Genomic DNA, 25,613 nt, shown 5'->3' on the forward strand with positions numbered 1-25,613 from the left:
CCGGCAGCGTGGCCCTCACCTCCCTCCGCGAGCCGTGACCCGGTCAGGGGGCGACACAGAACTCGTTGCCCTCCGGGTCGGCCATCACCACGTGATGCCCGTCGACGATCGTGTCGATGCGGCCGCCCGCCGCCTCCAACTCCTCGGCTTTCGTCAGGACGCGGGCCCACGCGTCCTCCGACCTGCCCACGCGCACGTCGATGTGCAGCCGGTTCTTCGCGGTTTTCCGCTCCGGCACCTCCAGGAACGAAAGCCGCGGCCCACCACCGGCCGGGTCGTGCAGCCACGCGCCGCCGCCCTCGTCCTCCTCCGGCGGCCCGAACGACGCCACCCACTCGTCCCGTGTCGCGAACGGCGCCGGGGGTGGCTCATCCGCATAGCCGAGCGCCTGTTTCCAGAACTCCGCCAGCCGCTCCGCATCCGCACAGTCGAACGTCAGATCCATCCGCAACGCCATGCCCGGCATCTTGCCGCCGCCCTACGACAATTCCGCCTCGTGACGCCGGAGCTGGGCGAACTCACGCCTGGCCGGGGTTGCGCCGCCTCCACGACCGCGGCTGGGGGCCCGGGCCGGGGCCGGGGCCGGGGCCGGGGCCCGGGCCGGGCCGGCTGACGCTCACGGTTGCTGAAATCGCTCTCGGACAGCCGCCCGTGACAGCCGGCTCGGATTACGTTCGCGGCTGCCGAGAAGGGCCCCGCAATCAGCCGTCAAGCCCCGCGCCCAGCCCGGGCTCACGGCCATCGAGAGCACTCTGCCGCGGTCACAAGCGCGGTCCGCGACCCAGCAACAGGCCCGAATTGTCCCTACGTTCACGATCGGACGGCGTGCCACCGCCACGAGCACGAACAGACCGAACCAGCTGTCACCGGTGGTTGCTGAAACCGCTCTCCAACAGCCACCAGTGACAGCCGGCTCGCCTGACGTTCGACGGCTGACGAAGACCGCACTCCCCCTCCCCCGCGCCCAGCTCGCACTCACGGCCGCCGGAAGCACTTCGTTGCGGCTATGAGCGCCGACCGGGCCTCGGCGGCGGCCCGAATGTCCCTTTAGCCACGAATGAGCGTCTTGCTACTGACACGACCACAAGCAAACCGAACGGGCTGTCACTGGTGGTCGCTGAAACCGCCCTTCAACAGCCCTCAGTGACAGCCGGCACAAGCACGAGCAGACCGGCTGTCACTGACGGTCGCTGAAACCGCTCTCCAACAGCCCTCACTGACAGCCGGCACAAGCACGAGCAGACCGGCTGTCACTGACGGTCGCTGAAACCGCTCTCCAACAGCCCTCACTGACAGCCGGGTCCGACCCGGCGTCCCAAGTCGAACGCCCGAGGTCCAACGCCCGAGGTCGAACGCCCGCGAAACCCGCCAAGATCGCGCGTGGGCGGGTCGGAGCGGTGGGTATCGGACGTCGGCGCGCGCCGGCGGGTCGATCGGGCCGCCGCGACCGCGAGATAACGCTGCCGCCGGAGAGGCGTGCCCACAGGCCGCCGCCGCAGGACCGGCAGCGAGAACCGCCGGAGCGGGCAGCGAGAACCGCCGGAGCTGGCGGGCGGGAAGCGCCGGGGTGTGGACCGTCAGGTGTTCGGGGTGTGCGGGACATGAGGGAGTGTGGCGGGACGGCCGGCCGCGTACCCCTTCAGAGCTGTCCGTGGTTGGGCGGGAGCACGTCGGACAGCTCGTAAGCGCCGATGTGCGCATATTTCCAGTCGAGCGGATCGTGGATGCTGTGCGTGCGCGCGTTGCGCCAGTGCCGGTCCAGGTCCCATTTCGCGGCGGCCGCGCTGGTGCCGCACATGGCGAACAGTTCGGAGCCGGCGTCGACGGCGACCTCGCTGGCGAAAGCCTTCGCGGCGGCCACGGTGAGTGACCCCCGCGCGGCCGAGTCGGCGGAGGTGGGTACCAGGCCGATCTCTTCGAGGGTACGGGCGGCGGACTCCAGGAGCGCCTCGGCGGCCCGGACCCGGCTGGCCAGGCGCCCGTAGCGGTGCCGCACGTGCGGGTCCTCGGTGGCAGAGCCGTGACCGGCGCGGATGGCCTCGCTCGACGGTCGCGCGGTGGAGCGCAGATAGGCTCGCGCGTCCCGCAGCGCCGCGCCCGCGATGCCCGCTTCGATGGCCGTGTGCACGAGTTGCGCCCGGGCGCCCAGCTGCTGCGGCACCTCGTAGGCCGACGCGTAATCGATCGACAGCGCCACCGGTACATCACTGAAAGTAGCCGTCCCGCTGATCGTGGCGCGTTGCCCGATCACGTCCCAGTCGGTGTCCACCCGCACCCCGCCGGCGTCGCGGGGCACGAACGCGAGCACCAGCCGGCCGTCCGCGTCGAGGGCGCTCACCGCGATCCAGGCGCTGGTCAGGGCGCCGGTCGTGTAGTACTTGGTGCCGTTCAGCCGGCCGTCAGCGATCCGGGTGCGCAGGTCCTGCGCGTGTTTGCCGCCGCGTTCGGCCAGGGCGTTGCCGAGCCGCCGGCCGGCCAGGACGTCGCCGAAGAGCCGTTTGCGGGCGTCCGGTCCGGCGTGCACGGCCAGGATGTCGATCATGAGGTAGTGGCCCTGCGGCACCTGGGCGATCGCCGGGTCGGCGGCGGCGAGGACCCGGACCACCTCGGCGAGGGTACGCGGCCCGAGGCCCGGACCGCCGTCCGCGGCCGGGATCGTGATCCCGAGCAGGCCGGAGGCGTCGAGCGCGGCCAGGGCGTCGTGCGGGACCACTGTGGCGCCGTCGCGGTCGCGCCGGATCGCGCCGGGTTCGAGGACGGCCGCGAGGCGGTGTGCGGCGGCGACCGCATCGTCGTGGGTGAACATCCGCCGATCCTATGCGGCAACCGACCTGCCCCCGGGCGCCTGCTCATGTGCCCGGTGACCGGTACCGATCAGCAGCGGGTCGGAACCGGTGAAGGAGGAGCTTTGCACACCTGGACCCCTCGGGTGCCACCACCTCGCTGGACGACGGCCGTCTTCGTCGCTCTCGGCGTGCTCTACGCCGTCGCGATGGTCGGGCTGGCGAGCGACGCGGGCGCCCTGCTCGCCGAGGGTGCCCGGTTCGGGTTCGGGCTGCTCGGCCTGCTGGCCGCGATCCGCGCGTCCCGGCTGCCGCATCTGCCGCCGCGGCTGCGTCAGGCGTGGGGCGCGGTCGCCGCCTGTTTCGCCGTCCTGGTCGTCAGCGTGCCCGCCGTGCTGCTGCTGGACCGCGGCGTCGGCGGCGACACCGCCGACGACGTCACCCACGTCCTGTTCGTGGTGGCGCTGCTGATCGCGCTGCAACGGTTCCCGCTCGCGCCGATGAACCGCCGGGACCGCTGCAAGACCGCCTTGGACGCGCTGACCGTGCTGGTCGGCGGTTCGATGGTGCTCTGGTACACCCCGTTCGACCCGCTGGCGCAGAGCAGCCACCTAACCGCCGATGTGCGGGTCAGCGCGGTGCTCTACCCGGTCTGCGGCCTGGCCCTGCTGTTCAGTGCCTCCCTGGCGCTGTTGCGGGGCGCCGACGCGTCGGCCCGGCGCCCGCTGCGGCTGCTCACCGCCGCCGCCCTGGTGTTGTTCCTCGGTGACGCCGTGACCGGTTACCTGCACGCGCACCACCCGGGCTCGCACGTGTCCTGGCAGTACTTCTGCTGGCTCACCACGGACGCGCTGCTGGCGGCGGCCGCGGTGGTGCAGTCCCGCCCGCAGGCGCCGGCCGGTGCCACGGCCCGCCGGCGGTTGCGGCCGGGGCAGGGCCTGCCGTTCCTTGCGATCGTGGTGGCGCACGCGCTGATGCTCGACGCCGCCGTGAAGTCCGGGAACTTCGCGCCGTGGGGCGGGCTCGCGCTCGGCGGTGCGCTGCTCAGTGCGCTGGTGCTGTCCCGGCAGACGCTGGTGCAGCGGGAGTCGGACGAGCAGGCACTCACCGACGGCCTGACCGGGCTGGCGAACCGGACACGGTTCCGGGAGACGTCGTTGCGGGGTCTGGCCCGGGGCGCCCGGACCGGGCGGCACACCGCGATCCTGCTGATCGACATGAACGGCTTCAAGGGCATCAACGACACCCTCGGCCACCAGGCCGGTGACCTGGTGCTTGTCGAGTTCGCCGAGGTGCTGCGCCACTGCGTGACGGCGCCGGGCCTGCCGGCCCGGCTCGGTGGTGACGAGTTCGCGGTGGTGCTGACGGATCTGGATTCACCGCGGCAGGCGTACGACGTGGCCGGGCGGATCGCCGCCGCCCTCGGTCCGGTCGCCGTCGACGGCCGCCTGGTAACGCTGGCCGCCAGCGTCGGCGTGGCCGTGTCCGGGCCGGGCGAACTCCGCCACGACGTGCTGGCGCACCGGGCGGACCAGGCGATGTACAAGGCCAAAGGGCAGGGTCCGGCGACCCGCTGGGCGGTCTGGCAGGAGTCGATGGACGAGGGCGCCGGGGCGCGGGCGGCCTGAGATTCCCGGCAACCGTACGGCGACGCAGGCGCACCGTGCCGGTGATCCAACCGCCCGGTGCGGCGCCGAAGAGAACAGTGCAACCGCGAAACACCTACGAAAGGGACCGCTCTTGCGCAACGCTCTTCGCCGCTTCGCCCTGGCCGTCGTCCTCACCCCGGCCGCCATCAGCGCCGCCCTGCTGACCACGACCCCCGCCCAGGCCGCCCCCGCGAAGGCCAGCGAGACCGCCCTGCAGAACCAGATCAACCAGCTCATCAACACCGAACGCACCCAGCACGGCTGCTCGGCACTGAAGGTCAACGCCGCACTCACCGCCGCCGCCCGCGGCCACTCCGCGTGGATGGCCCAGACCGGGAAGTTCTCCCACACCGGCCGCTCGAACTCCAACTTCGTGGCCCGGTCCAAGGCCGCCGGCTACACCAAGCCGTCCGCGGAGAACATCGCCTGGGGCTACCGCAGCGCCGCGCAGGTCGTCAACGGCTGGATGAACAGCCCGGGCCACCGCACCAACATCCTCAACTGCAAGTCCAAGACCGTCGGCGTCGGCGTCGTCTTCAGCGCCAGCGGCGCCCCGTACTACACCCAGGACTTCGGTTACTGACACAGACCAGCGATGCCCCAGCCGATCCCCCTGCGGCTGGGGCATCGCCGTGCCCGGAAGCAGGCGCCCGGAAGCAGGCGCCCGGATCAGGTGGCCAGGACCTCGCGCAGCCGGGCTGCGAACTCCGGCGGCTTCCCCGCGTACCCGAACTCGCCGCCGAGGAACCCGCCGTGGTGGCTGGGGAAGACGGCAGGTTCCTGGCCGAGCAGCGCGGCCAGGCCGACCGCGGTGCGTGCGGTGTACGTCCCCGCCGACTCCTCCCCCACCGCGACGATCACACGGCCGGGCGCGGAGGTCAGCGCGGCCACGTCCGGCCGGTAGTCGCTGACCGCCCACGACCGTTTCGACAGCAGCGGGTCGTCGCGGGTGCCGTCGTCGTCGGCCGACATCCCGAAGGCTGCCGGGTCGGGTGCCGGCTGGGCGAAGTACTCGTCGGTGAACTCGCCCTGCCACGACGTCATCACCACGAACGCGGCCATCCCGGCGCCGGGGCCCCGCTGCTGGTACGCCTCGTGGAATCCCGCCCGTGCCCGGTCGGCGCCGGCCGAGTCCGGCAGCACCGCGCTGATCGGCGGTTCGTGCGCGACGAGCGTGACGACGTCCGCCGGGTAGCGGGTCACGAGTTCCAGGCCGGTCACCGCGCCACCGCTGCTGCCGAACACCTCGACCGGCCCGGCGCCGAGCGCACCGATCAGCTGGTGCAGGTCGTCGGCCTGGTCCTGCGGGGTGAAGTCGTCCCGCCCGTCGGAGCGGACACTGCGCCCCAGTCCGCGCGGGTCATAGGTGACGACGGTCCGGTCCGGGAAGTGCTCGGCGAGCGCGGTGAACCCCTCCGCGGACATCGGCTGACCGATCATCAGCAGCACCGGCCGTCCGTCGGCCGGTGGCAGCGGGCCCCGGACGTCGTACACGAGATCTACGCCGGGCAGTGCGAGCGTGCGCGTCTCCGTCATGCACCGACCCTAGAGCCCTTCCGCCTCCCCTGCGGCCCCGTAACCGGCGCGCGACGACCGACCGGGTTACCGTGCCGGAATGACGCTCGGACCGGACGAACCCCCCGCGGGCCCGTGGCAGCGGCGGAGCTGGCCGGATGTCGCCGCCGCGATCCTGGCCGCCGCCGGTGAACCGGCCGGCCGACCGCGCCTGATCGCGATCGACGGCCGGGGTGGTGGCGGCAAGTCGACCCTGGCGGCGAACCTGGCCCGCGTCGTCCCCGGTTCGGCGGTCGTGCACACCGACGACGTGGCCTGGTGGCACTCCCGGTTCGGCTGGGCCGATCTGATGGAGTCCGGTGTGCTGGCCCCGCTGCACGCCGGGGAGGCCGTCAGTTTCCGGCCGCCCGCGTGGGAGCGCCGGGGCCGGGACGGCCGCATCGAGGTGCCGGCGGGCTGCCCGGCCGTCTTCGTGGAGGGCGTCGGTGCGTCCCGCCGCGAGGTGACCCACCTGCTGGACGTGTGTGTCTGGGTGCAGTCCGACTTCGCCGAGGCCGAGCGCCGGGGCCTGGCGCGGGACATCACCGACCACGGCCTCGATCCGGCGAGCGCGCGGCGCGAGTGGGACGAATGGATGGCCGAGGAGATCCCGTTCCTCAGCGCGGACCGGCCCTGGGAGCGCGCCGACTTCGTCGTGTCGGGTACGCCACCGGCCGGCGACGGCGTCCTCACCGCACCCGCGAACCTGGCGCCGGGCGTGCGGTAGGAACCCCCGGCCCGCCGGGCGCGTCGAACCCCTACCGGCGGACAACGGGAGGCGCAATGAAGCGGATCGTGACGATGATGCTGGCCGGAGCCACTCTGGCCGCCTGCGGGCAGCCGGCGCCCGACCGGCGCACCGAACCCGCCGCCTCCCCGGTCCCGGACTGCGGCACGTTCCTGCTGGGGCAGGGCGAGAAGGTGCCCGCCGACGCCGCGACCTGCCTGATCGACGCGGCGAAGGCGGGCCGCGTGACCACCCTGAAGGTGACCAGCCCGACCGTGGAGGGCGACCCGATCCCGGTCACCTACGCGGCCCGCCCGGACGGCCGGGTCGATGTGACGACCGATTCCCGCGCGGACAACTTCGGCGAGCAGACCATCAGCCGGGAGACGTGCTCGGAACCGGCGCTGACCCGGGACGGCATCGCCTTCACCGAGTGCTCGGACCTGTTGCGCGTCGAGGAGTGAGTACACAGTGGGGGGATGACCGACCTCGCCGCGGACCTGACCGATCACCTGCCGCACTGGACGGACGTCTACCGCGACCTGCACGCCCATCCCGAACTGGGCTTCGCCGAACACCGTACCGCCGCCACGATCGTCCGGGAGCTCACCGCGACGGGCGGCTGGGAGGTCACCGGACGGGTCGGCGGCACCGGGGTGGTGGCCGTGCTCCGCAACGGCCCCGGTCCGACGACCTGGCTGCGCGCCGACATGGACGCGCTGCCGGTCACCGAGGAGACCGGCTTGGCGTACGCGTCCGCGGAGCCCGGCCGGATGCACGCCTGCGGCCACGACGTGCACGTGAGCGCGCTGCTCGGCGCGTGCCGGCAGTTCGCCGCGCACCCGGGCGCCTGGGCGGGCACGCTCGTCGCGATCTTCCAACCGGCCGAGGAGATCGGCCAGGGCGCCCGGGCCATGCTCGCCGACGGTGTCCTGGAGCGGTTCCCCCGGCCGGACCTGGTGCTCGGCCAGCACGTCGGCCCGTTCCCGGCCGGCCTGACCGCGACCCGGCCCGGTCCGCTGATGGCGGCGGCCGACAGCCTGCGGATCACGCTGTACGGCGCCGGCGCGCACGCCTCCACCCCGCAGTTCGCGGTCGACCCGATCGTCGCGGCGGCCGCGCTGGTGCTGCGGTTGCAGACGTTCTCGGCCCGGCAGGCACCGGTCAGCCCGGCCACCGTCCTGACCGTCGGCGCGATCCATGCGGGCACCGTCCCGAACGTCATCCCGCACACCGCCGAACTGCTCGCCAGCCTGCGCACCTTCGACACCGGCGCGCGGGAGAAGGCGCTCGCCGAGATCCGCCGGATCGTCCGGGCCGAGGCGCAGGCCCAGGGGGCGACGCGGGAGCCGGGCCTCGAGGTCTACGACTCGTTCCCGCTGACCGTCAACACGCCGGCCGCGACCGCCCGGGTGGCCGCCGCCCTGAACGCGCAGCCGCTGCCCGCACCGCTCGCCGCCAGCGAGGACTTCGGCGCCTTCGGCACGGCCGCGGGCTGCTCGTCGGTCTTCTTCCACTTCGGCGGCGCCGACCCGGCGGCGTTCAGCCCGGACGCCTTGGCCGGCGTGCTGCGGGGCGCGCTGCCGGCGGAGGTGGCGACCAACCACTCACCGCGCTTCGCCCCGTCCGACCGGCTCGCCGTGCCCGCCGGCATCCGCCACCTGCTCACGGTCGTCGCAGCACTGCACGCCGGCCAGGAGCCGACGCCTGGTTAGCGACCGAGCCGGGCGGACATCCCGGCAGCCCCGGGAGAGAGCCGGCCCGGTCCCGGCCCGGACGGTGCGGAGAGAGCCGGCCCGGACGGTGAGGAGAGAGCCGGCCGGCCCGGTCGCGGCCCCGGACGGTGGGGTGACGCGACGCGGGCCGGCCGAGGTCGGTCAGTGGTGCCGGCGCGGCGCGGCGGCCAGGGTGTCGCGCAGCGTGTGGTACGCGGGTTTGCGGCTGAAGTCGTCCCACATGACCGTGGCCGCGCCCTCGGCCGGGAAGAAGACCGGGACCCAGGAGTACTTGTCGGTGAAGCCCCAGATCGTGAACGAGTTGCACCCGTCGACGGCCAGGCACGCGTCCAGCGCCGTCCGGTAGTAGACGGCCTGCGTCGCCAGCTTCTCGTCGGTGACCGGCAGGTCCATCCGGACGTCGAGCTCGGTGATCGCCGTGTGCAGCCCGAGGTCGTCGAAGCGCTGAAGCACCGCGGCGAGCTGGTCGGGGGCCCCGTACCGCATGCTCAGATGTGCCTGCGAGGCGAAGCCGTGCAGTGGCACCCGTGCGGCGAGGAGTTCCGAGGCGAGGGCGTGGTAGGCGTCGACCTTCACGCCGGGCCATTCCACGCCGTAGTCGTTGAGGAACAGCTGGGCCCGCGGGTCGGCCTGGTGTGCCCAGCGGAACGCGTCGGCCACGATGCCGGGGCCGAGTTCGCGGATGAAGATGTTCTCCTGCCGGTACTCCCCGTTCTCGTTGAAGATCTCGTTGGCGACGTCCCACTGCTGGATCTTGCCGCGGTAGCGGCCGACCACGGTGAAGATGTGTTCCTTGAGGATGCGGCGCAGCTCGGCCTTGGTGAAGGTGCCCTCTTCGAGCCAGGCCGGGTTCTGGCTGTGCCAGAGCAGGGTGTGCCCGCGCACGACCTGGCCGTGCCGGCGGGCGAACGCGACGATCGCGTCGGCCGGGCCGAAGTTGTAGCGGTGGCGTTCGGGGTGGATGAACTCCCACTTCATCTGGTTCTCCGGCGAGGCGGAGGAGAATTCGCGGGCCAGCACCTGCCGGTACTTCCGGTCGTTGGGGAACGGGTCCGGGTAGGGCTGGTCGACGTGGTGCCCGCCCCCGGCGACCGCGGTGCCGATCTTCAGGTATCGGGGTGCGGCGTCGCGGAGCGACTTGCCGCCCGCGCTGGCGGGGGGTGCTGCGGTGGCGACGAGGGCCGCCGTGGCGAGGACGGCCACGGCGGCGCGCAATGCCTTTCTCAAGGCGGCTCCTTCGATCGGGAAGCGGCATGGACGGTCGTCGAAACTTCCGAGACTGACTCGTAAGTTAGGCCGGTCTCGGGCCGCCGTCAATCGAAGGTCTTAGTGGGCGTGCTCGACCCGGTTCACCAGGACCCGCGAGCAGACGACGGTGAGCAGGCCGGCGGCGACGACGGTGAGCAGGCCGATCCGCAGGCTCGACAGGTCGGCGATGAACCCGACGAGCGGCGCCGACAGCAGGAAACCGACCCGCAGCAGCCAGCTCGACACGGTGAGCCCGACCCCGTCCGGCAGCCCCGGCAGTTCGTCGGCGCTGTGCATGGCCGCCGGGACCAGGGTGGCCGTGCCGAGCCCGGCGAGCGCGAACCCGAGGAGCGTGGTGACCACCGACGGTACGGCCAGGGCCAGCCCCATCCCGAGGGCGGCGATCGCACCGCCGGCACGCACCACCGCCCGCTGGCCGAACCGGTCGACGACCCGGTCGCCGGTCAGCCGGCCGACGGTCATCGCGACCTGGAGCGCGACGAACGCCAGACCGGCCACGGCGGCGCTGGTGAACAGCTCGTTGCGCAGGTAGATGGCACCCCACGAGGCGCCGGCGTCCTCCACCAGCGCGCCGCAGGCGGCCAGCAGACCGAGCACGGCGAGCATCCGGACGGCGTGCGCCGACCAGGCGGCCCGGCGCGGTGCGGCAGGCGCGGGCGACGGCGAGCCGGGGGCAGGCGCGGGCGACGGCGAGCCGGGGGCAGGCGAGGCCGCCGGGGCCGGGGCCGCCGCGCCGTCCGGTCCGGGCAGCATGAACCGGAGCGCCACGAGCGCGACCAGGCTGAACAGCACGGCGGAGATCGTCAGGTGCATGGGGAGCGCGAGCGACAGGCCGGCCGCGGCCGAGCCCATCAGGCCGCCGACGACGGCGCCGACACTCCACAGGCCGTGCAGCGAGTTCAGGATCGACCGGCCGTAGAGGCGCTGCACCCGCAACCCGTGCGCGTTCTGCGCCACGTCGATCACGGCGTCGAGGGCACCGGCGGCGAAGAAGACGGCCGCGAGGAACCAGACGTTCGGCGCGAACGCGACGGCCAGGACGAGGACGGCCAGCAGCACGATGCCGAGGGAGGCGACCCGGGCGGACCGGAACCGGCGGATCAGGGCGGCGGCGAACAGCCCGGCGATCAGCGCGCCCGCGGGCATCGCCGCGATCGCCGACCCGAGTGCCGCGTTGGTCAGTCCCAGGTCCGCTTTGAGCTGGGGAAATCGAGGTACGACGTTGGCGTAGAGTGCGCCGTTGGTGAGGAACACCAGGGCGACGGCGAGGCGGGCCAGGCGAGCTTCCCGGGTGGGCGCGCTGCGGAGGGCGGTGGACATGCGTACGATCGTACATACGCTATGTACGCCTGTACACATCCGCGCTTTCCTCATGGGGCCGGGCTCGCGGCCGATAACGCATAAGTGCACAGCTCGTCGAAGTCGGCCGAACCGCGGCAGGAGATCATCGCGCCCGCGATCCGCCACGACCCGCTGCTGACCGCGGCCGGCTGGTGGACCATCCTCGCGGTGCTCCTGTTCTTCCTGCTGGCCGGGCACGTCGACGCGCAGATCCGGATCTACTGGGCCTTCCAGGTGCCGCTGGACCTGCTCCTCGCGTACTCCTCGTGGCGCGTCTCCCGCGTCGCGACAGGTCCCATCCGCCGGTTCTGGCGGGTGCTGACCGCCTGCGGCATCCTGTTCGTCATCGGTGACACGACACAGACCGTCACCGTGCTCCTCGGCGACACCAGTGGCCTGACCAGCGGCGGCACCGTGCAGAGCACCTGCTTCGCGGTCGGCCTGGGCATGCTGATCCTGGCCATGCTGGCCCATCCGCACCCGCACCGCTCCGGCCGGGAACGGCTCGCGTTCTGGCTCGACTCGGCCACCGTGCTCGTCGGCGGCGCCGTCGTCACCTGGTGCTTCGCCGCGAACACCGAAGGCTCCACCGGCGACCTGATCGCCACCCTCGTCGCCGGCGCGGTCGTGCTGACCTCCGCCTTCGCCGCGGTCAAGATGAGCCTCAGCGGCAACGCGCCGATGCACAAGGCCGCGGTCTTCCCGATGATCCTCTCGGCCGGAGTGAACAGCGTCGGATTCTTCCTCGCCCCCGACGGCGCGGCGGCGCTGCCCGCCTACGTCCTCGCGGTCCGGTTCGTGCCGTCGCTGCTGATCGCCACCGGCCCGCGCGTCCAGGACATCATCGCCCGCTTCGACCAGAGCGCGTTCGGCTCCAAGCGCCGCAAGCCGTACAGCCTGCTGCCCTACGGCTCGATCGCTGTCGTCTTCGGGGCGCTCGTCTTCATCGTCGCGCGCAGCAGCACCTTCGACGGCAGCGACGAGAACCAGCTCTGGGGCGTGATCGCCGGCCTCGGTGTGATCATCGCGCTGGTCGCCGGGCGTCAGCTGGTCGCCTTCCACGACAACACCCGGCTGATCACCGAACTCGACCACACCCTCGCCGAACTGCGCGAGCACGAGATCCGGTTGCGGCACCAGGCGAACACCGACGGACTCACCGGGCTGGCGAACCGTACCCACCTCAACGACGAGATGGCCGAGGCCCTGGCCGGCGCCGAGCCCGGCACGATCTCGCTGCTGCTGATCGACCTGGACGGGTTCAAGGCGGTCAACGACACGCTCGGCCACCCCGCCGGCGACGCCCTGCTGATCGGCGTGGCCCGCAAGCTCACCGAGTCGGTGCGCGCCGGCGACCTGGTCGCCCGGCTCGGCGGCGACGAGTTCGCGGTCCTGCTGCGCGACTGCGACGAGAACTCCGCCGAGCACACCGCCCGGCGCATCCTGCGCGCCCTGGAGACGCCGCTGCCGGTCGGCGGCGACGTGCGGACCACCGCCAACGCGAGCATCGGCACCGCCACCGCAGGCCCCGGCACCGACATCGAGTCGCTGCTGCGGGACGCGGACGTGGCGATGTACGCCGCGAAACGCGCCGGCAAAGGCTGCTGGCGCAGCTACACGCCAGGCCTGGCGGCGGTGCGGCCGGAGGCTTTCGACCGGGCGGGCTGATTCCGGCGGTACGGGCGAAGCCGCGTCCCGCGGGCCTGTGGCATGGTGGTCCGGTGACGCTCGACGACCTGGTCCGGTTGCGCCGCGCCCGGGACCGGATGGACCGTGACTACGCGGAGCCGCTCGACGTGCCGGCACTGGCCCGGCAGGCGTGCATGTCGGCCGGGCACTTCTCGCGCAGCTTCCGGGCCGCGTTCGGCGAGACGCCGTACAGCTATCTGATGACCCGCCGCATCGAACGCGCCAAGGCGTTGCTGCGGCGCGGCGACCTGTCGGTGACCGAGGTTTGCTTCGCCGTCGGCTGTACCTCGCTCGGCTCCTTCAGCACCCGCTTCACCGAGCTGGTGGGGGTGAGCCCGAGCGCGTACCGGGACCGCGACCACCAGGCCGGCGCCGCCATCCCGGCCTGCTACGCCAAGATCTACACCAGACCGGTCAGGAACGGAGAAGCGCGCCACGCCCCGCGTCCGTAGCGTGGTCGCCATGACATTCAAGGTCGCACAGACATTCATCGCCACCGACGACCACGACAAGGCCCTCGCCTTCTACCGCGACGCCCTCGGCCTCCAGGTCCGCAACGACGTGGGCTTCGAGGGAATGCGCTGGATCACCCTCGGCTCCCCCGACCAGCCAGACGTCGACATCGTCCTCGAACCGCCGCTGACCGATCCCAACGCCTCCCCCGCCGACCGCGACACGATGGCCGAACTGCTGGCCAAGGGCCTGCTGCGCAGCGTCATCTTCACCACCGACGACGTCGACGGCACGTTCGAGAAAATCCGGGCCGCCGGCGGCGAGGTCCTGCAGGAACCCATCGACCAGCCCTACGGCGTCCGCGACTGCGCGTTCCGCGACCCGGCCGGCAACATGGTCCGCATCAACCAGAAGAAGTGATAGCCGGTCCCCGGTGGGTACTCCTTGCGCGGACCATCCCGGGTTCGTTCCGTAGGAGGAGTCTCCATGACCGTGGCCGAACCGACCGGGCAGCCCGACCTCGAGCGCCCGATCGACCTCAACGACTTCCGCGACCAGAAGCAGAAGCGGGAACAGCAGCGCCCCGACGGCGTGACCGGCGACCAGGACGACAACGACCCCGGCACGCCGCCGCCGATGCCCGAGCCGTCCTCCTGACGCGGAGACCGACGCGGACACCCACCGGCCCGGCCTGACACCGGGCCGGTGCGCCGTGTCTACGATGCGGCCGTGATCGCGATGCATCTCGCCAACGCCGCAGCCATGTGGGCCTCCCGGGCGCCCGGCGCCGAACGCTCCGGCGACTACCTGCTCGCCGAGCACCCCGCCGGGGCACGCGTCGTCCTGCTGACCGCCGGGGCGCGGCCGGAGCACGTGCTCGCTCTCGCGCCGCGACGCACGCTGGTGGTGGAGGACGCCTACGGCGTCATCGACCCGCACGCCGGGACGCTGCACATGCCGGTGATGATCCGGCAGCCCGGGCGGATGCCTGCGGTTCCGGCCCAGGGCGTACGCGTCACCGCGGTGACCGACCCCGCACAACTCGCCGTGGCGGAGCGGGTGATGGTCGACGGTTTCCCGCTGCCCGCCTATCAACCCTGGTCAGCGGGGCAGGCCCTGCCGCCGGCCCTGCTCACGGAACCCGGCTGGCGGGTGTGGCTGGCCTCGTGCGACGGCGAACCGGCCGCGGCGGGCTGCACCTACGACGACGGCACGGCGGTGGGCGTCTACTGGCTCGCCACGCTGCCCCGGCACCGATCACGCGGCGCCGGCCGCACCCTGCTGACCACGGCACTCGCCGCCCGGCCGGACCGGCACTTCACCCTGGTGGCGACGGAGGCCGGGCAACCCCTGTACGAATCGCTGGGCTTCGCGACCGCCGGCCTCGCCGCCTGGCACACCCGCCCACCCCTGACCAGCTGACCCTTATCGGTCATCCCACCCACCGGATCACCACCGCGCCCGCGCCGGTCCCACCGGTCGCGAGTCCCGCCGGAATCACCGCGGTGCTCGTCGCCGAACACCTCCGGGACGCGGCGACCTGCGCGGTGCCTTCGGACGCGGCGGCGGGCGCGCTGCCCTCGAGTACGGCGCCTTGCGCGATGACCTCGGACGCGGCGGCCTGCGCGGTGCCGGCGGACGCTGCAGCCTGCGCGGTGCCGGCGGACGCTGCAGCCTGCGCGGTACCTTCGGACGCGGGGACCCGGGTGGTGCCGGTGGACGCGGCGGCCTGCGCGGTGCCTTCGGCCGCTGCGAACCGGGTGGTGCCGGTGGACGCGGTGGCCGTCACCAAGCCGGCGCGCGCAACGGTCGGCGCGGTGACAGTGCTTGCGAGCGCCAGGGTGGCACCCGGGAAAGCCGCCGGGATGATGCGGCCGGCGAACGGTGTCACGGCGGCGCCGTGGTCGGCCTGGCGGGTGGCGGCCGTGCTGCCGGCGGCGCCGACGACCAGCGCCGCGACCGTCGCGGCGCCACGCAGACGCCGGCGCAGCCGGGCCTCGGCTGCCGGGGCGGCAGAAGTGGACTGGGTGAGCGGGAAGCGGATCGCCATGTCGGTCATGACGATCACTGTCCGTCGCGCTCTTGGCTCTGACCCGTGAGCGATCTGTGCGCTTCCTGTGCGACGTGCGCCGCCCGCCCAGCTTTGCGCCCCGGCTCCCTTCGGTCGCCATACCCCTGATCCCCGTCCGGCCCACACCACCCGCGCCGCGCTGATCACCGTCCGGCCCATGCCCGCGCCACCCTGATCACCGTCCGGCCCATGCCCGCGCCACCCTGATCACCGTCCGGCCCATGCCCGCGCCACCCTGATCACCGTCCGGCCCATGCCCGCGCCACCCTGATCACCGTCCGGCCCATGCCGCCCGCGCCTGACCCCCGCTGGCGCTTCCCTGGCGAGATGTTGATCTGCTAGCGCTACGAAATCGCTGTGATCAAGGGGTCAAAACCGCGATTTCGCATCGCTAGCAGATCAACACCGCCGGACGGACCCCAACGCGCCGCGCGAACCCCGACACGCCGCGCGAACCCCAACGGGCCGCGCGGACCCAACGGGCCGGGCGGACCCAACGGGCCGGGCGGACCCCAACGCGGTCGACCGCGGCCACCTGTTCCGGGGGACCGCAACAGAGCCGGGAGCGAGCAACAGCACCCCCGAGTGCCGGAGCGGAGCCCTTGAGCGCCGGCGGCGGGGGCGCTGCGGTTAGCATCAGGCGATGGCTGTGATCGCGCAGATCTCGCTGGGAGTTGCGGACGCGGAGCGGGCCGGAAACTTCTGGGCACAAACACTGGGCTATGTCCGGCAGGCACCCCGATGGCAGGGCGACGACTGGGTGGTGATCGTGCCGCCGCCGGGTGACAGCGGGGTGGCGATCGCGCTGGACGTCAGTACGAGCCGGGTGGAGGACGAGCCCCGGATCCACCTGGATCTGCTCGCCGGTGAGGCGGGGCTGGACGCCGAGGTGGACCGGCTGGTCAAGCTGGGTGCCGGCCGGGTGGACTGGCCGCACTATCCGAAGCCCGGGGAGCGGCACCCGGCGGAGCTGCCGTACGTGGTGCTGGCCGACACCGAGGGCAACCGCTTCTGCGTGGCCGCCCACCCGGCTGACCACGCGGCCGGCCAACCGCGCAGCCACTGACCGCCCCGCCGCTGACCGCCCCGCCGCTGACCGCCCCGCCCGCAGACCGACCAGCCCGCAGACCGACCAGCCCGCAGACCGCCCAGCCCACTGACCGATCAGCCCGCAGACCGCCCCGCCGCCAACGCGCGGCCGGCTAACCGCCCAGCGGGATCTCGGCGATCGGTGACCAGGTCACCGTCTTCGCGGTGGCGTCGACCGCGACGTCGACCAGGTGCACCCGGTCGATCGTCATCGGGGCGTGGCTGGGGCGTACCCGGCGCAGATCGCGCTGGATGTCGGCGTTGTCGGCCTCGCCGTTCGCGTACCCGATGGTCATGTGCGGGATGCCGGCGTGGTACCGCAGCGCCTCCGGGCCGCGCACCGCGCCGACCGCCTCGTGCACCGCCGCGCCGAGCCGCCCGATCTCGTCGTCGGGGTGCACGTCGAACATCACTACCGACGTCTGCGCCAGGCAGCTGCCGACGGTGAGGGTGAACGGTGGCACGGTGGCGAGCCGGCGGGTGAGTGCGGCGGCCAGGTGGGCGCGTTCGGCGGGTGGGACCTGGGCGCCGTACCGGTCGGCGATCTGCATGATGGTGATGTGCAGCCAGCGGTCCTGGACGAAGGTCAGCGGGTGACCGGCCAGCGCCGAGCGGCAACCGGCGGCCAGTTCGGCCAGTTCCTGGTCGCGGTCGAGGTCGGGGATGGCGTAGACGTGCAGCAGCGTCTCCCCGGCGGGCCAGGCCTGGGTGCCGTGCCGGAACTGGAAGGGTTTCACGGCGGCAACTCTAGATTGCGTCGTTGCCGCCGTTCGGAATCGGTCAGTTTACGCTGCGGTCCACCGGCTCGTCCGGGTTCGAGCTGGCGCCCGAACCGCCGGTCGACGGCGACGCGATGCCCGCCTTCACGGTCTTGGGGTCCTGGCAGACCGTGCGGAACTTGAGGATCTCGGTGCTCACCGCGGCGGTGAGCGTCTGCTCGTCCGGGTTGCCGGCGGCGGCCTCGGCCTTGCGGACGCTGAACTCCAGCACGCTCGACGCGATGGTGATCACCGAACTCTTCGACGTCTTGCCCGCGGTGATGATCTCGTTGGCGGACTCCAGGTCCAGGTCGTGGCCCGCCTTGCCGAGGACCGCGTTCTCCGCCAGCGTGCAGGCGGTCGCGGAGCCCTCGTCCAGGCCGGTCAGGTCCACCGCGGACGCCACGGTGGCGGCGCCGGGTGCGGTGGTGGGTTCGTCGTTGCTGGCACAGCCGGATAGGGCCAGAGCCAGCAGCGCGCTTGTGGCGATCACTGCGCTGGTTCCTCGCATGACGGGCAAGGGTACGGATTCGCCTCGTCCCGGGCACGACGGGGCGCACCGGATGTGACGTGGGTCTTTCGCATCGACCGGCCGCGATGACGGCGTCACGTACGGCTAGCGCCCGGTTCGTGCGGGGCCGGAGCGAGACGTCAGCGGATCTCGACCTCCAGCAGGGAGTAGCCGTAGGACCCGCTGCGCTTCGTGCCGTTCATCCGGATGTGCCGGGCGACCTGGCCGCCCACGTCCACCCGCACGGTGCCACCCTTGCCGGCCGACGTCTCGTACAGTGTCGTCCACTTCTTGCCGTCGGCCGAGCTTTCGACGCGGTAGCCGACGCCGTACGCCGCCTCCCACACCAGCGCCACCTCCGAGATCTGCCACAGCTGTTTCAGGTCGACCCGCAGCCACTGCCGGTCGGCGAAACCGCTCGACCAGCGCGTCGACGGGTCGCCGTCGATCGCGTGCCTGGGCGCCCACGCGTCGCCCTCACTTTCCGACGCGGTGGCCACGCCGGCGAGCGCGAGGTTGGCGCCGCCCGGGTTGCCCTTGGCGGCAGCAGTCTTCGAGGCGGCCGTCTTCGAGGCGCCACCAGGACCGGGTGCGGACGGGCCGGGCGACGCGGAGCCGGGCCCGGATGGTCCGTGGTTCGGGCCGGCGGAGACGCCGGCAGAGACGCCGGCGGCGCCGGCGGACGGGTTGATCACACCGGCGGACGCGTGGACCGGGTCGACGGAGGCTTCACCGGCGGGTGCGGCCGCACGGGTCCAGCCGGACGCGGAGCCGTCCGGTTCGAGCGCCGGTCCCGCGCCCGGCGAGGCAGGCGGCGACGGCGCGGGCTCATTGCCCGTTCCGGCCCACCCCGAGGTGTACGCCCAAACAGCACACCCCGCCACCACAGCCACCACCGCGACGGCCGCCACGGCCGGTCGCCCCCACTTCCGGGAACGACCGCCCACTGCCCGTTCCTCGACCGGCACTGCCGCTTGCTCCCGGCCGGGCGGCGACGACCGGTCCGCAGACGATCGGCCTGTGTCCGGCCGCAGTGACCGTTCCGCGGCCGGTTGCTCGTGTCCGGGCCGCAGTGGCCGGGCGGCGGCCGGTCGCTCGTGGCCCGGCTGCAGTGGCCGACCGGCGGCCGGTTGCGCCGGCACGGGCGCGGGCAGCACGCCGCCGGTCCGCACCGGCGGTCGGGCCGGCATGCGGGTGAGCCGCAACCTTTCCGCCCGGGACGACCGCCCCTCCCTCGCCGCGCCGCCGCCGGACACGCCGCCACCGGACACGCCGCCACCGCCGCCCGCCGCGCCGCCGCCCGCCGCGCCACCGTTCGGTGCGTCGCCGATGCCGTTCACTCTTGTCTCACCCCGTGTCGTTCCCGTCTGCGCGGCCCACCGCCGCAGCGCCGTATCTTGACGTACGCACATGTCCGGAAAGGACCATCGCGCTGCAGTAGGACCTCCGCAGGACCGGGCAGGCAGCACGAACGCGCGGTCAGTGACGCCGAGCACATTCGCGTGGCGGCCCGGTAAGGATTGTTGAATGAACACGGACCGGATCGATGGCACCACCCAGCGCCAGCTCGCCGCGATCGCGGAGGTCGCCGCGATCGGGATCCCGGTGTGGCTGCGCGGCGGCTGGGCGATGGACTTCTTCCTCGGCGAGGTGACGCGCGCGCATCGGGACGTGGACTGGTTCGCCTGGGCCACCGACGCGCCGGGGATCACCGCCGCACTCACCGGGCGGGGCTGGCAACTGCTGCCCGAACCGCCGCACGACCGGCAGCTGGACTTCGTGCGGGACGGCGTGGACCTCAGTCTCGCGCTGGTCACCACGGCCGGCGACGACGGTACGGTCGTGGTCGCGGGCGGGCCATGGGCGGGCAGTGCCTGGCCGGCGGGGATGCTGGACTGGCCGGCGGGCCGGATCGGGGAGTTGCGGTGCGCGATCGTCAGCCCGTACGCCCAGATCGAGATCAAGCGCATGATGCCGGCCTGGGCCGGGTTGCCGAGGCGACCGAAGGACGCTGAGGACGTGGCGCGGTTGGAGGCCGCCCTCGCGGCCCCGCCTCACCGGCCACGCGGTGGTTGACAGTCATCCCTGGGGTGACAGATGCTGTGCCGGTGAGAAGCGACTCCCGGGCCGGCACGAGCTGGGAAACCGTGCTCGAACACCGGCCCGCCGAGACGCGGCAGGCCGTCCGGGAGCGGTTCGAGTCGGCCGGTGTGACCGCCGAGCAGGTCGGGGCCGCCCTGGCCGACAGCGGCGACGAGCTCTACGGCGCGGCCCTCAGCGGCGCCGCCGACTGGGCGGCGCCCTACGGTGGACCGCTCGCCGTGGCCCTGCTGGCCGCCGAGGTCGGCGCGCTCACCGCACACCTGACGTCGCGGAGTTCGCGGGTGCGCGGCCTGGCCGTGGACACCTTGCTCGGCGACTACAGCGCCGTCGCCGTGGCGGGCCGGCTCGGCGTCTCGCGGCAGAAGGTGTACGAGATCGCTCGCGCCCACTCCACCGGTGAGTTCATCCGACGCGCGCCCGGGAGGCTCCCGTGAACCCGATGCAAGAGACCGTCGTTCTGCCCGACCCGGCGGTGCAGCCCCTGGTGCACCCGCTCGACCTGCCCGAGGCCCGCCGCCTCTTCCGCTGGAGCCGGGTGGTCGCCGCGCTCACAAGTCCACCCGCCGCGCTCCTGACGGCCGCCCTGATCGGTTATGCCGGCCGTAACTTCGTCGTCCCGGCCGTCGTCCTGGTGGTCCTCGTCGTGACCGGCGCCCTGGCCGGCCGGTGGCTCAGCGACCGCGCCTGGGATTACATCCCGCGCAACAGGCAGGACCGCGACCGGCCGCTGCCGCAGCGATGGGAGGTCGCGTCCGCCGCCGTGCTCGCGCTCGTGCTCGGCGCCGCGCTACTGGTCGTCGTGTTTCGGCTCGGCCGCGACGACGTCGACCCTGACGTCCGGGCGTTCACCTTCGGAATGTGCGTGGTCGTCGCGCTGCTGGTGTTCGCCGACGTGACCGCCAGTCTGATGCGCCCGGCCCGCCGGCGGCAGGCCGTGGCCGCGCTGCCCGGTGTCCTGGTGGTCACTGCCGTCACGGTCGTCGCCTACCCGGTGTGGTTCGAGGACGACGTGGACGGCGCACTGCTGATCGGGGGCGCGGCCTCGATGACAGCGATCGCCGCGCTCGTCCTCGGCGGTCGCCGCTGGATCGACCGTCTCCGGGCCGGTCGCTGACCCGCAGAGCACATCCTCATTCGGCTACCCGGGTACGTCCGATCCAGTGGTACGACGTCACCGGGTCCGTGCCCTCCACGACGGTGATCCGGCGCTCGAAGTGCTCGTAGCCGCCGTAGTACGACACCTTCACCTTCTCCTGGTCCGGCGTGACGGAATGGGTGCGCAGTTCGACCGGCATGTCGGCCGGACCGCCGTGCAGAGTGATCTCGATGATTCCGGCCGGCTCGTCGCCGGCAGCAGGCGGGGAGGTGTTTGCGAGGAAACTCATGGCGCTGTCCGTCCGTCCTGTCGAATGGTCAGTTCCGGATCTGCCATCGAGTCTTCTACGTCACACTTCGGCCGAGAACCCTTACTCGCCGCTGCCGCCCCCTAACGCTCGGCGGGCATCGCCGCGAGGACCTCCCGGACCGTCTCCTCCGGACTCCGCACCAGCTCCGGCCCGCGGGGTCCATCCAGAACGAAGGTGAGACCGGCACCGGCCTTCTTGTCCCGGCGCATGAGCGTGACGAGCTCGTCGGCGGACATCCCGGCGGGCATCCCGGTCCGCAGCCCGTAGGAGGCGACGATCTCGTGGTGTTCCTCGGCGCGTGCGGCACCGATCCGGCCCAGGGCGTACGCCAGCCGGCCGGCGAAGACGGTGCCGATCGCGACTCCCTCACCGTGCTGCACCGCCGCGCCGGAGGCGATCTCCAGCGCGTGCCCCAGCGTGTGCCCGTAGTTGAGCAGATGACGCAGACCGCCGTCGCGTTCGTCCCGGGCGACGATCCGCGCCTTGAGGCGGACGCTTGCCGCGATCTGCTCCTCGACCGGCAGCCCGCGCAGGTCGCCGGCCCCGATGAAATGGCAGCGTGCGATCTCGCCGTAGCCGGACAGCCATTGACGCCTGGGGAGCGTATCCAGGAAACCGGTGTCGCAGAGCACCGCGCGCGGCTGCCAGAACGCGCCGACCAGGTTCTTGCCGAGCGAGAGGTTCACCGCTGTCTTGCCGCCCACGCTGGCGTCCACCTGGGCGAGCAGCGAGGTGGGCAGGTGAACGACGGCGACACCTCGGTGGTACAGCGCGGCGGCCAGGCCGACGGTGTCAGTGGTGGTGCCGCCGCCACAGGACACCACCGCATCGTGCCGGGAGAGCCCGAACTCCGCAAAGCGCTCACACATCCGCTCGACGGTGGCGAGTCGCTTGTTGTCCTCGCCGTCCTCGGCGGCCAGGTGCAGCGCGGGCAGGCCGGGATCCGGCACGGCGTCGCGGGGACGAGCGGAGACGACCGCTACCCGCCGGGCGCCGATGTCGCGCAGCACACCGGCGAGCAGATGGCGGGCGCCGGCGCCGATGTGCACCGGATAGGCCCGCTCACCCAACTCCACTGTCACAGTGATCATGACTCACCACCCGAAGAAGGTCGCATACGAGTCGAGCTGACTTTCCAGCGTGTGCCGGCCGGCGTGGACCCGGTGGCCGGCACGGCGAGCCGCGGCCAGCAGCGCGGTCTCCGCGGGATCCATCACGATGTCGGCGACCGTGCCACCGGCCGGCAGCCCGGCCGGGTCGAAGGGCAGCGGATCGCCGGGACGCAGGCCCAGCGGGGTGGCGTTGACGGCCAGCTCCACGTCGTCGAGCCGGGGCCGCGCGGACCATTCGGTACGGCCGGGGAAGCGCTCGGTGAGCCGGCCGCGCAACGCGCCCAGACGGTCCGTGCCGGGGTCGGCGATCCGCAGGCGCGCGACGCCCGCCTCCAGCAACGCCACGGCGATGGCACTGCCGGCACCGCCCGCGCCGACCAGGCAGACGCGACGGCCGCGGAGGTGGCAGCCGGCTCGGCCGAGGCCCGCGGTGAAGCCGGTGCCGTCGAAGTTGTCGGCGTGCCAGCGGCCGTCCGGGTCCCGGCGCAGCGCGTTCGCGCTTCCGGACAGGACGGCGCGCGGGCTGACCGTGTCGGCGAGGCTCAGGACGTCCCGTTTGTGCGGCACCGTGACGAGGAGGCCGCGCACGGTGGGTACGCGCTGGAGGGCGCCCGCCACGACGGTCAGGTCGCCCTGGGACACCCGGGCCGGTACCAGAACAGCGTCAACACCTCGGGCGGCGAGCAGCGGATTCACCAGGGCAGGCGCGCGCACCTGCGCGATCGGGTCGCCGATCAGCACGTAGAGGCCGGTGGCACCGGTGATGCGCGGGCCGGTACGGGTGTCAGCCACGGAACGCCTCGGCGATCCCGAGGCAGATCTCCGGCACGCCGCCGTGGGCGAACCGGGTGAGATCGAGGTGCACGCCGCCGGCGACCGTGCCCAGCTCACGGTGCACCCGCAGGAATCCGGCAACCTCGACGACCGCGGCACCGACACCGACGTTCGACACCGCGGGGTCGCACTGCCAGACGACCTGGTGGCCGTTGCGGTGTACCGCCTCGATCAGGGCAGGCAGCAGATCGGCGACCCGCTCGTGGCCGGCGCCGAGCCGGACCACCACCTTCCCGGGCTCCCGCTCGCCGTCGAGCCTCTCGACGTGCCGGACCACGGCGTCGACTGCCGCGAAAGCACCGACGCGCAGGCCGACCGGGTTCACGACCTGCTCGAGGATGCCGGCGGTGACAGCCTCCGGTACGCGACCGGGCAACGGCGTCCACACCAGATGCGTCGAGCACGCGTACGCCCGGGGTCCGTCACCCGCCTGGTAGTGGCGCAGCAGCCCACCGTCGAAAGCCGTGCTCCAGCTTTCCCGGCTCGAGTAGATCGCCGGCCGGGCGCCCGGACCGGAGGAGGAAATCCCGAAGGCCAGCCCTCGTCCCAGATCCCGCACCAGCCCCGCGAACCGGTCACCGGACGCGCCGTACGAGATCAGGTCGGCCAGTTCGTCCCGGAGATCCGGTTCACCGCCCGGCAGCGTGCGGATCACGTTCATCGCCGCCGCCGCCGACGCGTATGTGCCCAGCAGCCCCACGGAATCCAGGCCGGCGGACCGCCGGTCCGCCGGTGCGCTTCCGGACACCGCGACCACCGCGCGACCGCCGAAGAACTCGATCGCGACGGCCAGCGCGGTCAGGACCCGGACGCGGGACCGCAGCTCCGCCTCGCCGCTGCCGCACCCGGTCACCTGGACCAGGGCCGCCCGCCCACGGGAGACGTCCCGGAGCCGCTGCCGCAGGCGGTCGATCTCGCCGTGGGTGACCAGGGGCAGAGCCGTGCCCAGTGCACCGCGTGCGCCGGACGCCCGGTCGGACGCCGCGGGGCGTTCGACGGCGACCGGCGCCACCACCTGCTGGGCGGTCATCGGCGGCGTCACAACGGCACGTTGCCGTGCCGGCCGCGTCGCAGGGGTTCCCGGGCGATGACCTCGGCGATCCGGCGCCGGGTGTCGACCGGATCGATCAGCTCGTCCACCACGCCCAACGCCAGTGCCCGGCCGACGCCGCCGGATTCCCGGTGGTGTTGCTCGATCAGCTGGGCTTTCAGCGCCTCGCGGTCGTCCTCGTGCGCAGCCGCGAGCCGCCTGCGGTGCAGCACCCCGACCGCCGACTCGGCACCCATCACGGCGACCTCGGCCTGCGGCCAGGCGAACACCGCGGTGGCGCCCAGGGATCGGGAGTTCATCGCGATGTAGGCGCCGCCGTACGACTTGCGGGTGACCAGGGTGACTCGGGGAACCACCGCCTCGGCGAACGCGTGCAGCAGTTTGGCGCCGCGCCGGATCACGCCGCCCCATTCCTGGCCGACGCCCGGCAGATAACCGGGCACGTCCACGATCACGAGCAGCGGCACCCCGAGCGAATCGCACATCCGGACGAACCGGGACGCCTTCTCCGCCGAGAGCGAGTCGAGGCAGCCGCCCTTGCGGATCGGGTTGTTGGCGACGACGCCGATCGCCCGGCCGGCGAGACGACCGAGGCCGATCACCATGTTCGGGGCCCACTTCGGCTGGAACTCGTCGAAGCCGGCGCCGTCCGCAGCCGGGTCCAGGGTGCGGCGGATCAGCGGGCGGACATCGTACGCCCGGCGTGCGCCCGCGGGCAGCAGAGCGCTCAGATCCTCCGCCCCGGCGGCCCGGTCGGTGTTGTGACCGGGACGGCTCAGCAGGTCGGTGATGCGCCGGGCGGTCTCGAACGCCTCCTCCTCGGTGGTCGCGGTCAGGTGCGCGACACCGGACTTGGCGTGCGCGACCGGCCCGCCGAGGGACTCCATGTCGATGACCTCGCCGGTGACCGACCGGACGATGTCCGGGCCGGTGACGAACATCCGGGCGGCCCCGGACATGATCACTACGTCGGTCAGCGCCGGCCCGTAGGAGGCGGCGCCTGCGGCGGGGCCCAGAACGACGGACACCTGCGGGATCAAACCGGAGGCGCGGGTCATCGCGAGGAACATCCGGCCGACGCCGTCCATCGACTCCACGCCGTCGGCGAGTTTGGCGCCGCCGGAGTGCCAGATGCCGACGACCGGGCGGCCCTTGGCCATCGCGATCTCGATGGCGTCGATGATGTGGTCGGCGCCCTCGGCGCCGAGCGCGCCACCCATCCGGGTGGCGTCGGTGCAGTACGCGATCACTTCCAGGGAGCCGATCCGCCCTGCGGCGGCCTGTACTCCGCTCTGGTCGGAGGCGTGCAGCAGCGTGTACGACCCGGGATCGAACAACTGCCCGAGCCGGACCACCGGCGCACGCCGATCGATCTCCGGCTCGTCGACCGGCGCGGGCGTCAAGCTGATCGTCATGGTGCCTCCGCAACGGGGAAACGATGGATCGGACAGGCCCGCAATGAACGTTGGCAGGACGG

Annotated in this window: 28 protein-coding genes; 14 read left to right on the top strand and 14 right to left on the bottom strand. The window is 72.9% G+C overall.

Going from position 1 to position 25,613, the window contains the following annotated elements; all coding sequences use genetic code 11:
• Positions 1 to 43: 43 nt before the first annotated feature.
• Together LPA41_RS12990 and LPA41_RS12995 are read right to left on the bottom strand one after the other, a co-directional pair.
• Positions 44 to 457, bottom strand: coding sequence for a VOC family protein (locus LPA41_RS12990; protein ID WP_229070388.1), 414 nt, complete (start codon positions 455 to 457; stop codon positions 44 to 46).
• Between the two features lie 1,182 nt (positions 458 to 1,639).
• Positions 1,640 to 2,806 (bottom strand): acyl-CoA dehydrogenase family protein, encoded by a 1,167-nt coding sequence (locus tag LPA41_RS12995; RefSeq protein ID WP_229070389.1) that lies wholly within the window; start codon positions 2,804 to 2,806, stop codon positions 1,640 to 1,642.
• A gap of 102 nt (positions 2,807 to 2,908) precedes the next feature.
• Here LPA41_RS12995 and LPA41_RS13000 point away from each other — a divergent pair, with 102 nt between their 5' ends.
• Together LPA41_RS13000 and LPA41_RS13005 are read left to right on the top strand one after the other, a co-directional pair.
• Entirely contained in the window at positions 2,909 to 4,411 is a 1,503-nt protein-coding gene (locus LPA41_RS13000) for a GGDEF domain-containing protein (protein ID WP_229070391.1), read from the top strand.
• Positions 4,412 to 4,523: 112 nt separating this feature from the next.
• Entirely contained in the window at positions 4,524 to 5,015 is a 492-nt protein-coding gene (locus tag LPA41_RS13005) for a CAP domain-containing protein (RefSeq protein WP_229070392.1), read from the top strand.
• Positions 5,016 to 5,101: 86 nt separating this feature from the next.
• Here LPA41_RS13005 and LPA41_RS13010 read toward each other — a convergent pair whose 3' ends face one another.
• Complete coding sequence (locus tag LPA41_RS13010; RefSeq protein ID WP_229070393.1) at positions 5,102 to 5,968, bottom strand: alpha/beta fold hydrolase; 867 nt, start codon at positions 5,966 to 5,968, stop codon at positions 5,102 to 5,104.
• Between the two features lie 79 nt (positions 5,969 to 6,047).
• On the opposite strand from LPA41_RS13010, the gene LPA41_RS13015 reads away from it, so the two are divergent.
• Genes LPA41_RS13015 through LPA41_RS13025 form a run of 3 tightly spaced genes read left to right on the top strand, consistent with a single transcriptional unit; the run spans position 6,048 to position 8,428 of the window.
• Complete coding sequence (locus tag LPA41_RS13015) at positions 6,048 to 6,713, top strand: uridine kinase (RefSeq protein WP_229070394.1); 666 nt, start codon at positions 6,048 to 6,050, stop codon at positions 6,711 to 6,713.
• A 56-nt stretch (positions 6,714 to 6,769) separates the two neighbouring features.
• Positions 6,770 to 7,177, top strand: coding sequence for a DUF4362 domain-containing protein (locus LPA41_RS13020; RefSeq protein WP_229070395.1), 408 nt, complete (start codon positions 6,770 to 6,772; stop codon positions 7,175 to 7,177).
• A 15-nt stretch (positions 7,178 to 7,192) separates the two neighbouring features.
• Positions 7,193 to 8,428, top strand: a complete 1,236-nt coding sequence (locus tag LPA41_RS13025; protein ID WP_229070396.1) for an amidohydrolase — start codon at positions 7,193 to 7,195, stop codon at positions 8,426 to 8,428.
• Between the two features lie 162 nt (positions 8,429 to 8,590).
• Here the strand turns inward: LPA41_RS13025 and LPA41_RS13030 are convergent, their stop codons facing one another.
• Positions 8,591 to 9,676 (bottom strand): endo-1,4-beta-xylanase, encoded by a 1,086-nt coding sequence (locus tag LPA41_RS13030; protein WP_229070397.1) that lies wholly within the window; start codon positions 9,674 to 9,676, stop codon positions 8,591 to 8,593.
• A 99-nt stretch (positions 9,677 to 9,775) separates the two neighbouring features.
• On the bottom strand, positions 9,776 to 11,038 hold the full coding sequence (locus LPA41_RS13035; RefSeq protein ID WP_229070400.1) for an MFS transporter: 1,263 nt from the start codon (positions 11,036 to 11,038) through the stop codon (positions 9,776 to 9,778).
• A gap of 84 nt (positions 11,039 to 11,122) precedes the next feature.
• Between LPA41_RS13035 and LPA41_RS13040 the strand changes: the two genes are divergently transcribed.
• From LPA41_RS13040 to LPA41_RS13060, 5 genes are all read left to right on the top strand, one after another.
• Positions 11,123 to 12,727 carry a GGDEF domain-containing protein gene (locus LPA41_RS13040; protein WP_229070401.1) on the top strand — a complete coding sequence of 535 codons (1,605 nt, stop codon included), beginning with the start codon at positions 11,123 to 11,125 and terminating at the stop codon, positions 12,725 to 12,727.
• Positions 12,728 to 12,825: 98 nt separating this feature from the next.
• Positions 12,826 to 13,200, top strand: a complete 375-nt coding sequence (locus LPA41_RS13045; protein ID WP_229070468.1) for a helix-turn-helix transcriptional regulator — start codon at positions 12,826 to 12,828, stop codon at positions 13,198 to 13,200.
• A 10-nt stretch (positions 13,201 to 13,210) separates the two neighbouring features.
• Positions 13,211 to 13,621, top strand: a complete 411-nt coding sequence (locus LPA41_RS13050) for a VOC family protein (RefSeq protein WP_229070403.1) — start codon at positions 13,211 to 13,213, stop codon at positions 13,619 to 13,621.
• 66 nt (positions 13,622 to 13,687) lie between these two features.
• Positions 13,688 to 13,858, top strand: coding sequence for a hypothetical protein (locus LPA41_RS13055; RefSeq protein WP_229070405.1), 171 nt, complete (start codon positions 13,688 to 13,690; stop codon positions 13,856 to 13,858).
• An 81-nt stretch (positions 13,859 to 13,939) separates the two neighbouring features.
• Positions 13,940 to 14,623, top strand: coding sequence for a GNAT family N-acetyltransferase (locus LPA41_RS13060; protein ID WP_229070470.1), 684 nt, complete (start codon positions 13,940 to 13,942; stop codon positions 14,621 to 14,623).
• Between the two features lie 10 nt (positions 14,624 to 14,633).
• Here LPA41_RS13060 and LPA41_RS13065 read toward each other — a convergent pair whose 3' ends face one another.
• Positions 14,634 to 15,260: a hypothetical protein gene (locus LPA41_RS13065; protein ID WP_229070406.1), complete on the bottom strand. Its 627-nt coding sequence runs from the start codon at positions 15,258 to 15,260 to the stop codon at positions 14,634 to 14,636.
• A gap of 655 nt (positions 15,261 to 15,915) precedes the next feature.
• On the opposite strand from LPA41_RS13065, the gene LPA41_RS13070 reads away from it, so the two are divergent.
• Positions 15,916 to 16,338, top strand: coding sequence for a VOC family protein (locus LPA41_RS13070; RefSeq protein ID WP_229070407.1), 423 nt, complete (start codon positions 15,916 to 15,918; stop codon positions 16,336 to 16,338).
• 136 nt (positions 16,339 to 16,474) lie between these two features.
• On the opposite strand, the gene LPA41_RS13075 is transcribed toward LPA41_RS13070, so the two are convergent.
• The 3 genes from LPA41_RS13075 to LPA41_RS13085 form a co-directional block, all read right to left on the bottom strand.
• Positions 16,475 to 17,098 (bottom strand): 2'-5' RNA ligase family protein, encoded by a 624-nt coding sequence (locus tag LPA41_RS13075; RefSeq protein ID WP_229070408.1) that lies wholly within the window; start codon positions 17,096 to 17,098, stop codon positions 16,475 to 16,477.
• A 43-nt stretch (positions 17,099 to 17,141) separates the two neighbouring features.
• Positions 17,142 to 17,630, bottom strand: coding sequence for a hypothetical protein (locus LPA41_RS13080; RefSeq protein ID WP_229070409.1), 489 nt, complete (start codon positions 17,628 to 17,630; stop codon positions 17,142 to 17,144).
• Positions 17,631 to 17,770: 140 nt separating this feature from the next.
• Entirely contained in the window at positions 17,771 to 18,970 is a 1,200-nt protein-coding gene (locus tag LPA41_RS13085) for a discoidin domain-containing protein (RefSeq protein WP_229070411.1), read from the bottom strand.
• Positions 18,971 to 19,157: 187 nt separating this feature from the next.
• Here LPA41_RS13085 and LPA41_RS13090 point away from each other — a divergent pair, with 187 nt between their 5' ends.
• From LPA41_RS13090 to LPA41_RS13100, 3 genes are read left to right on the top strand one after another with little or no spacing between them, the layout of a single operon-like run.
• Positions 19,158 to 19,706: a nucleotidyltransferase domain-containing protein gene (locus LPA41_RS13090; protein ID WP_229070413.1), complete on the top strand. Its 549-nt coding sequence runs from the start codon at positions 19,158 to 19,160 to the stop codon at positions 19,704 to 19,706.
• A 32-nt stretch (positions 19,707 to 19,738) separates the two neighbouring features.
• Complete coding sequence (locus LPA41_RS13095) at positions 19,739 to 20,167, top strand: hypothetical protein (RefSeq protein ID WP_229070415.1); 429 nt, start codon at positions 19,739 to 19,741, stop codon at positions 20,165 to 20,167.
• Positions 20,164 to 20,847, top strand: coding sequence for a hypothetical protein (locus tag LPA41_RS13100; protein ID WP_229070416.1), 684 nt, complete (start codon positions 20,164 to 20,166; stop codon positions 20,845 to 20,847). Before LPA41_RS13095 ends, LPA41_RS13100 begins: the two co-directional genes overlap by 4 nt.
• A gap of 16 nt (positions 20,848 to 20,863) precedes the next feature.
• On the opposite strand, the gene LPA41_RS13105 is transcribed toward LPA41_RS13100, so the two are convergent.
• The 5 genes from LPA41_RS13105 to LPA41_RS13125 all read right to left on the bottom strand — a co-directional run bounded on the left by LPA41_RS13105 (position 20,864) and on the right by LPA41_RS13125 (position 25,551).
• Positions 20,864 to 21,118 carry a DUF5988 family protein gene (locus LPA41_RS13105; protein WP_229070417.1) on the bottom strand — a complete coding sequence of 85 codons (255 nt, stop codon included), beginning with the start codon at positions 21,116 to 21,118 and terminating at the stop codon, positions 20,864 to 20,866.
• A gap of 101 nt (positions 21,119 to 21,219) precedes the next feature.
• The gene (locus LPA41_RS13110) at positions 21,220 to 22,230 is read right to left on the bottom strand and encodes a 3-dehydroquinate synthase (RefSeq protein WP_229070418.1); all 1,011 of its coding nucleotides are present in this window, start codon (positions 22,228 to 22,230) and stop codon (positions 21,220 to 21,222) included.
• Between the two features lie 3 nt (positions 22,231 to 22,233).
• Positions 22,234 to 23,043, bottom strand: a complete 810-nt coding sequence (locus LPA41_RS13115) for a shikimate dehydrogenase (RefSeq protein ID WP_229070419.1) — start codon at positions 23,041 to 23,043, stop codon at positions 22,234 to 22,236.
• Complete coding sequence (locus LPA41_RS13120; protein WP_229070421.1) at positions 23,036 to 24,127, bottom strand: 3-deoxy-7-phosphoheptulonate synthase; 1,092 nt, start codon at positions 24,125 to 24,127, stop codon at positions 23,036 to 23,038. Before LPA41_RS13120 ends, LPA41_RS13115 begins: the two co-directional genes overlap by 8 nt.
• Entirely contained in the window at positions 24,124 to 25,551 is a 1,428-nt protein-coding gene (locus tag LPA41_RS13125) for an acyl-CoA carboxylase subunit beta (protein ID WP_229070423.1), read from the bottom strand. The genes LPA41_RS13120 and LPA41_RS13125 overlap by 4 nt, the downstream gene beginning before the upstream one ends.
• Between the last annotated feature and the right edge of the window lie 62 nt (positions 25,552 to 25,613).

The sequence above is a fragment of the Actinoplanes sp. DH11 genome (genome assembly GCF_020873875.1).
Classification (GTDB): domain Bacteria; phylum Actinomycetota; class Actinomycetes; order Mycobacteriales; family Micromonosporaceae; genus Actinoplanes.

Coding starts and splice junctions, on each gene's coding strand:
- LPA41_RS12990 (WP_229070388.1), bottom strand. CDS start 457: ATGGCGTTGCGGATGGATCTGACGTTCGACTGTGCGGATGCGGAGCGG.
- LPA41_RS12995 (WP_229070389.1), bottom strand. CDS start 2,806: ATGTTCACCCACGACGATGCGGTCGCCGCCGCACACCGCCTCGCGGCC.
- LPA41_RS13010 (WP_229070393.1), bottom strand. CDS start 5,968: ATGACGGAGACGCGCACGCTCGCACTGCCCGGCGTAGATCTCGTGTAC.
- LPA41_RS13015 (WP_229070394.1), top strand. CDS start 6,048: ATGACGCTCGGACCGGACGAACCCCCCGCGGGCCCGTGGCAGCGGCGG.
- LPA41_RS13020 (WP_229070395.1), top strand. CDS start 6,770: ATGAAGCGGATCGTGACGATGATGCTGGCCGGAGCCACTCTGGCCGCC.
- LPA41_RS13025 (WP_229070396.1), top strand. CDS start 7,193: ATGACCGACCTCGCCGCGGACCTGACCGATCACCTGCCGCACTGGACG.
- LPA41_RS13035 (WP_229070400.1), bottom strand. CDS start 11,038: ATGTCCACCGCCCTCCGCAGCGCGCCCACCCGGGAAGCTCGCCTGGCC.
- LPA41_RS13045 (WP_229070468.1), top strand. CDS start 12,826: ATGGACCGTGACTACGCGGAGCCGCTCGACGTGCCGGCACTGGCCCGG.
- LPA41_RS13050 (WP_229070403.1), top strand. CDS start 13,211: ATGACATTCAAGGTCGCACAGACATTCATCGCCACCGACGACCACGAC.
- LPA41_RS13055 (WP_229070405.1), top strand. CDS start 13,688: ATGACCGTGGCCGAACCGACCGGGCAGCCCGACCTCGAGCGCCCGATC.
- LPA41_RS13060 (WP_229070470.1), top strand. CDS start 13,940: ATGCATCTCGCCAACGCCGCAGCCATGTGGGCCTCCCGGGCGCCCGGC.
- LPA41_RS13065 (WP_229070406.1), bottom strand. CDS start 15,260: ATGACCGACATGGCGATCCGCTTCCCGCTCACCCAGTCCACTTCTGCC.
- LPA41_RS13070 (WP_229070407.1), top strand. CDS start 15,916: ATGGCTGTGATCGCGCAGATCTCGCTGGGAGTTGCGGACGCGGAGCGG.
- LPA41_RS13080 (WP_229070409.1), bottom strand. CDS start 17,630: ATGCGAGGAACCAGCGCAGTGATCGCCACAAGCGCGCTGCTGGCTCTG.
- LPA41_RS13090 (WP_229070413.1), top strand. CDS start 19,158: ATGAACACGGACCGGATCGATGGCACCACCCAGCGCCAGCTCGCCGCG.
- LPA41_RS13105 (WP_229070417.1), bottom strand. CDS start 21,118: ATGAGTTTCCTCGCAAACACCTCCCCGCCTGCTGCCGGCGACGAGCCG.
- LPA41_RS13110 (WP_229070418.1), bottom strand. CDS start 22,230: ATGATCACTGTGACAGTGGAGTTGGGTGAGCGGGCCTATCCGGTGCAC.
- LPA41_RS13125 (WP_229070423.1), bottom strand. CDS start 25,551: ATGACGATCAGCTTGACGCCCGCGCCGGTCGACGAGCCGGAGATCGAT.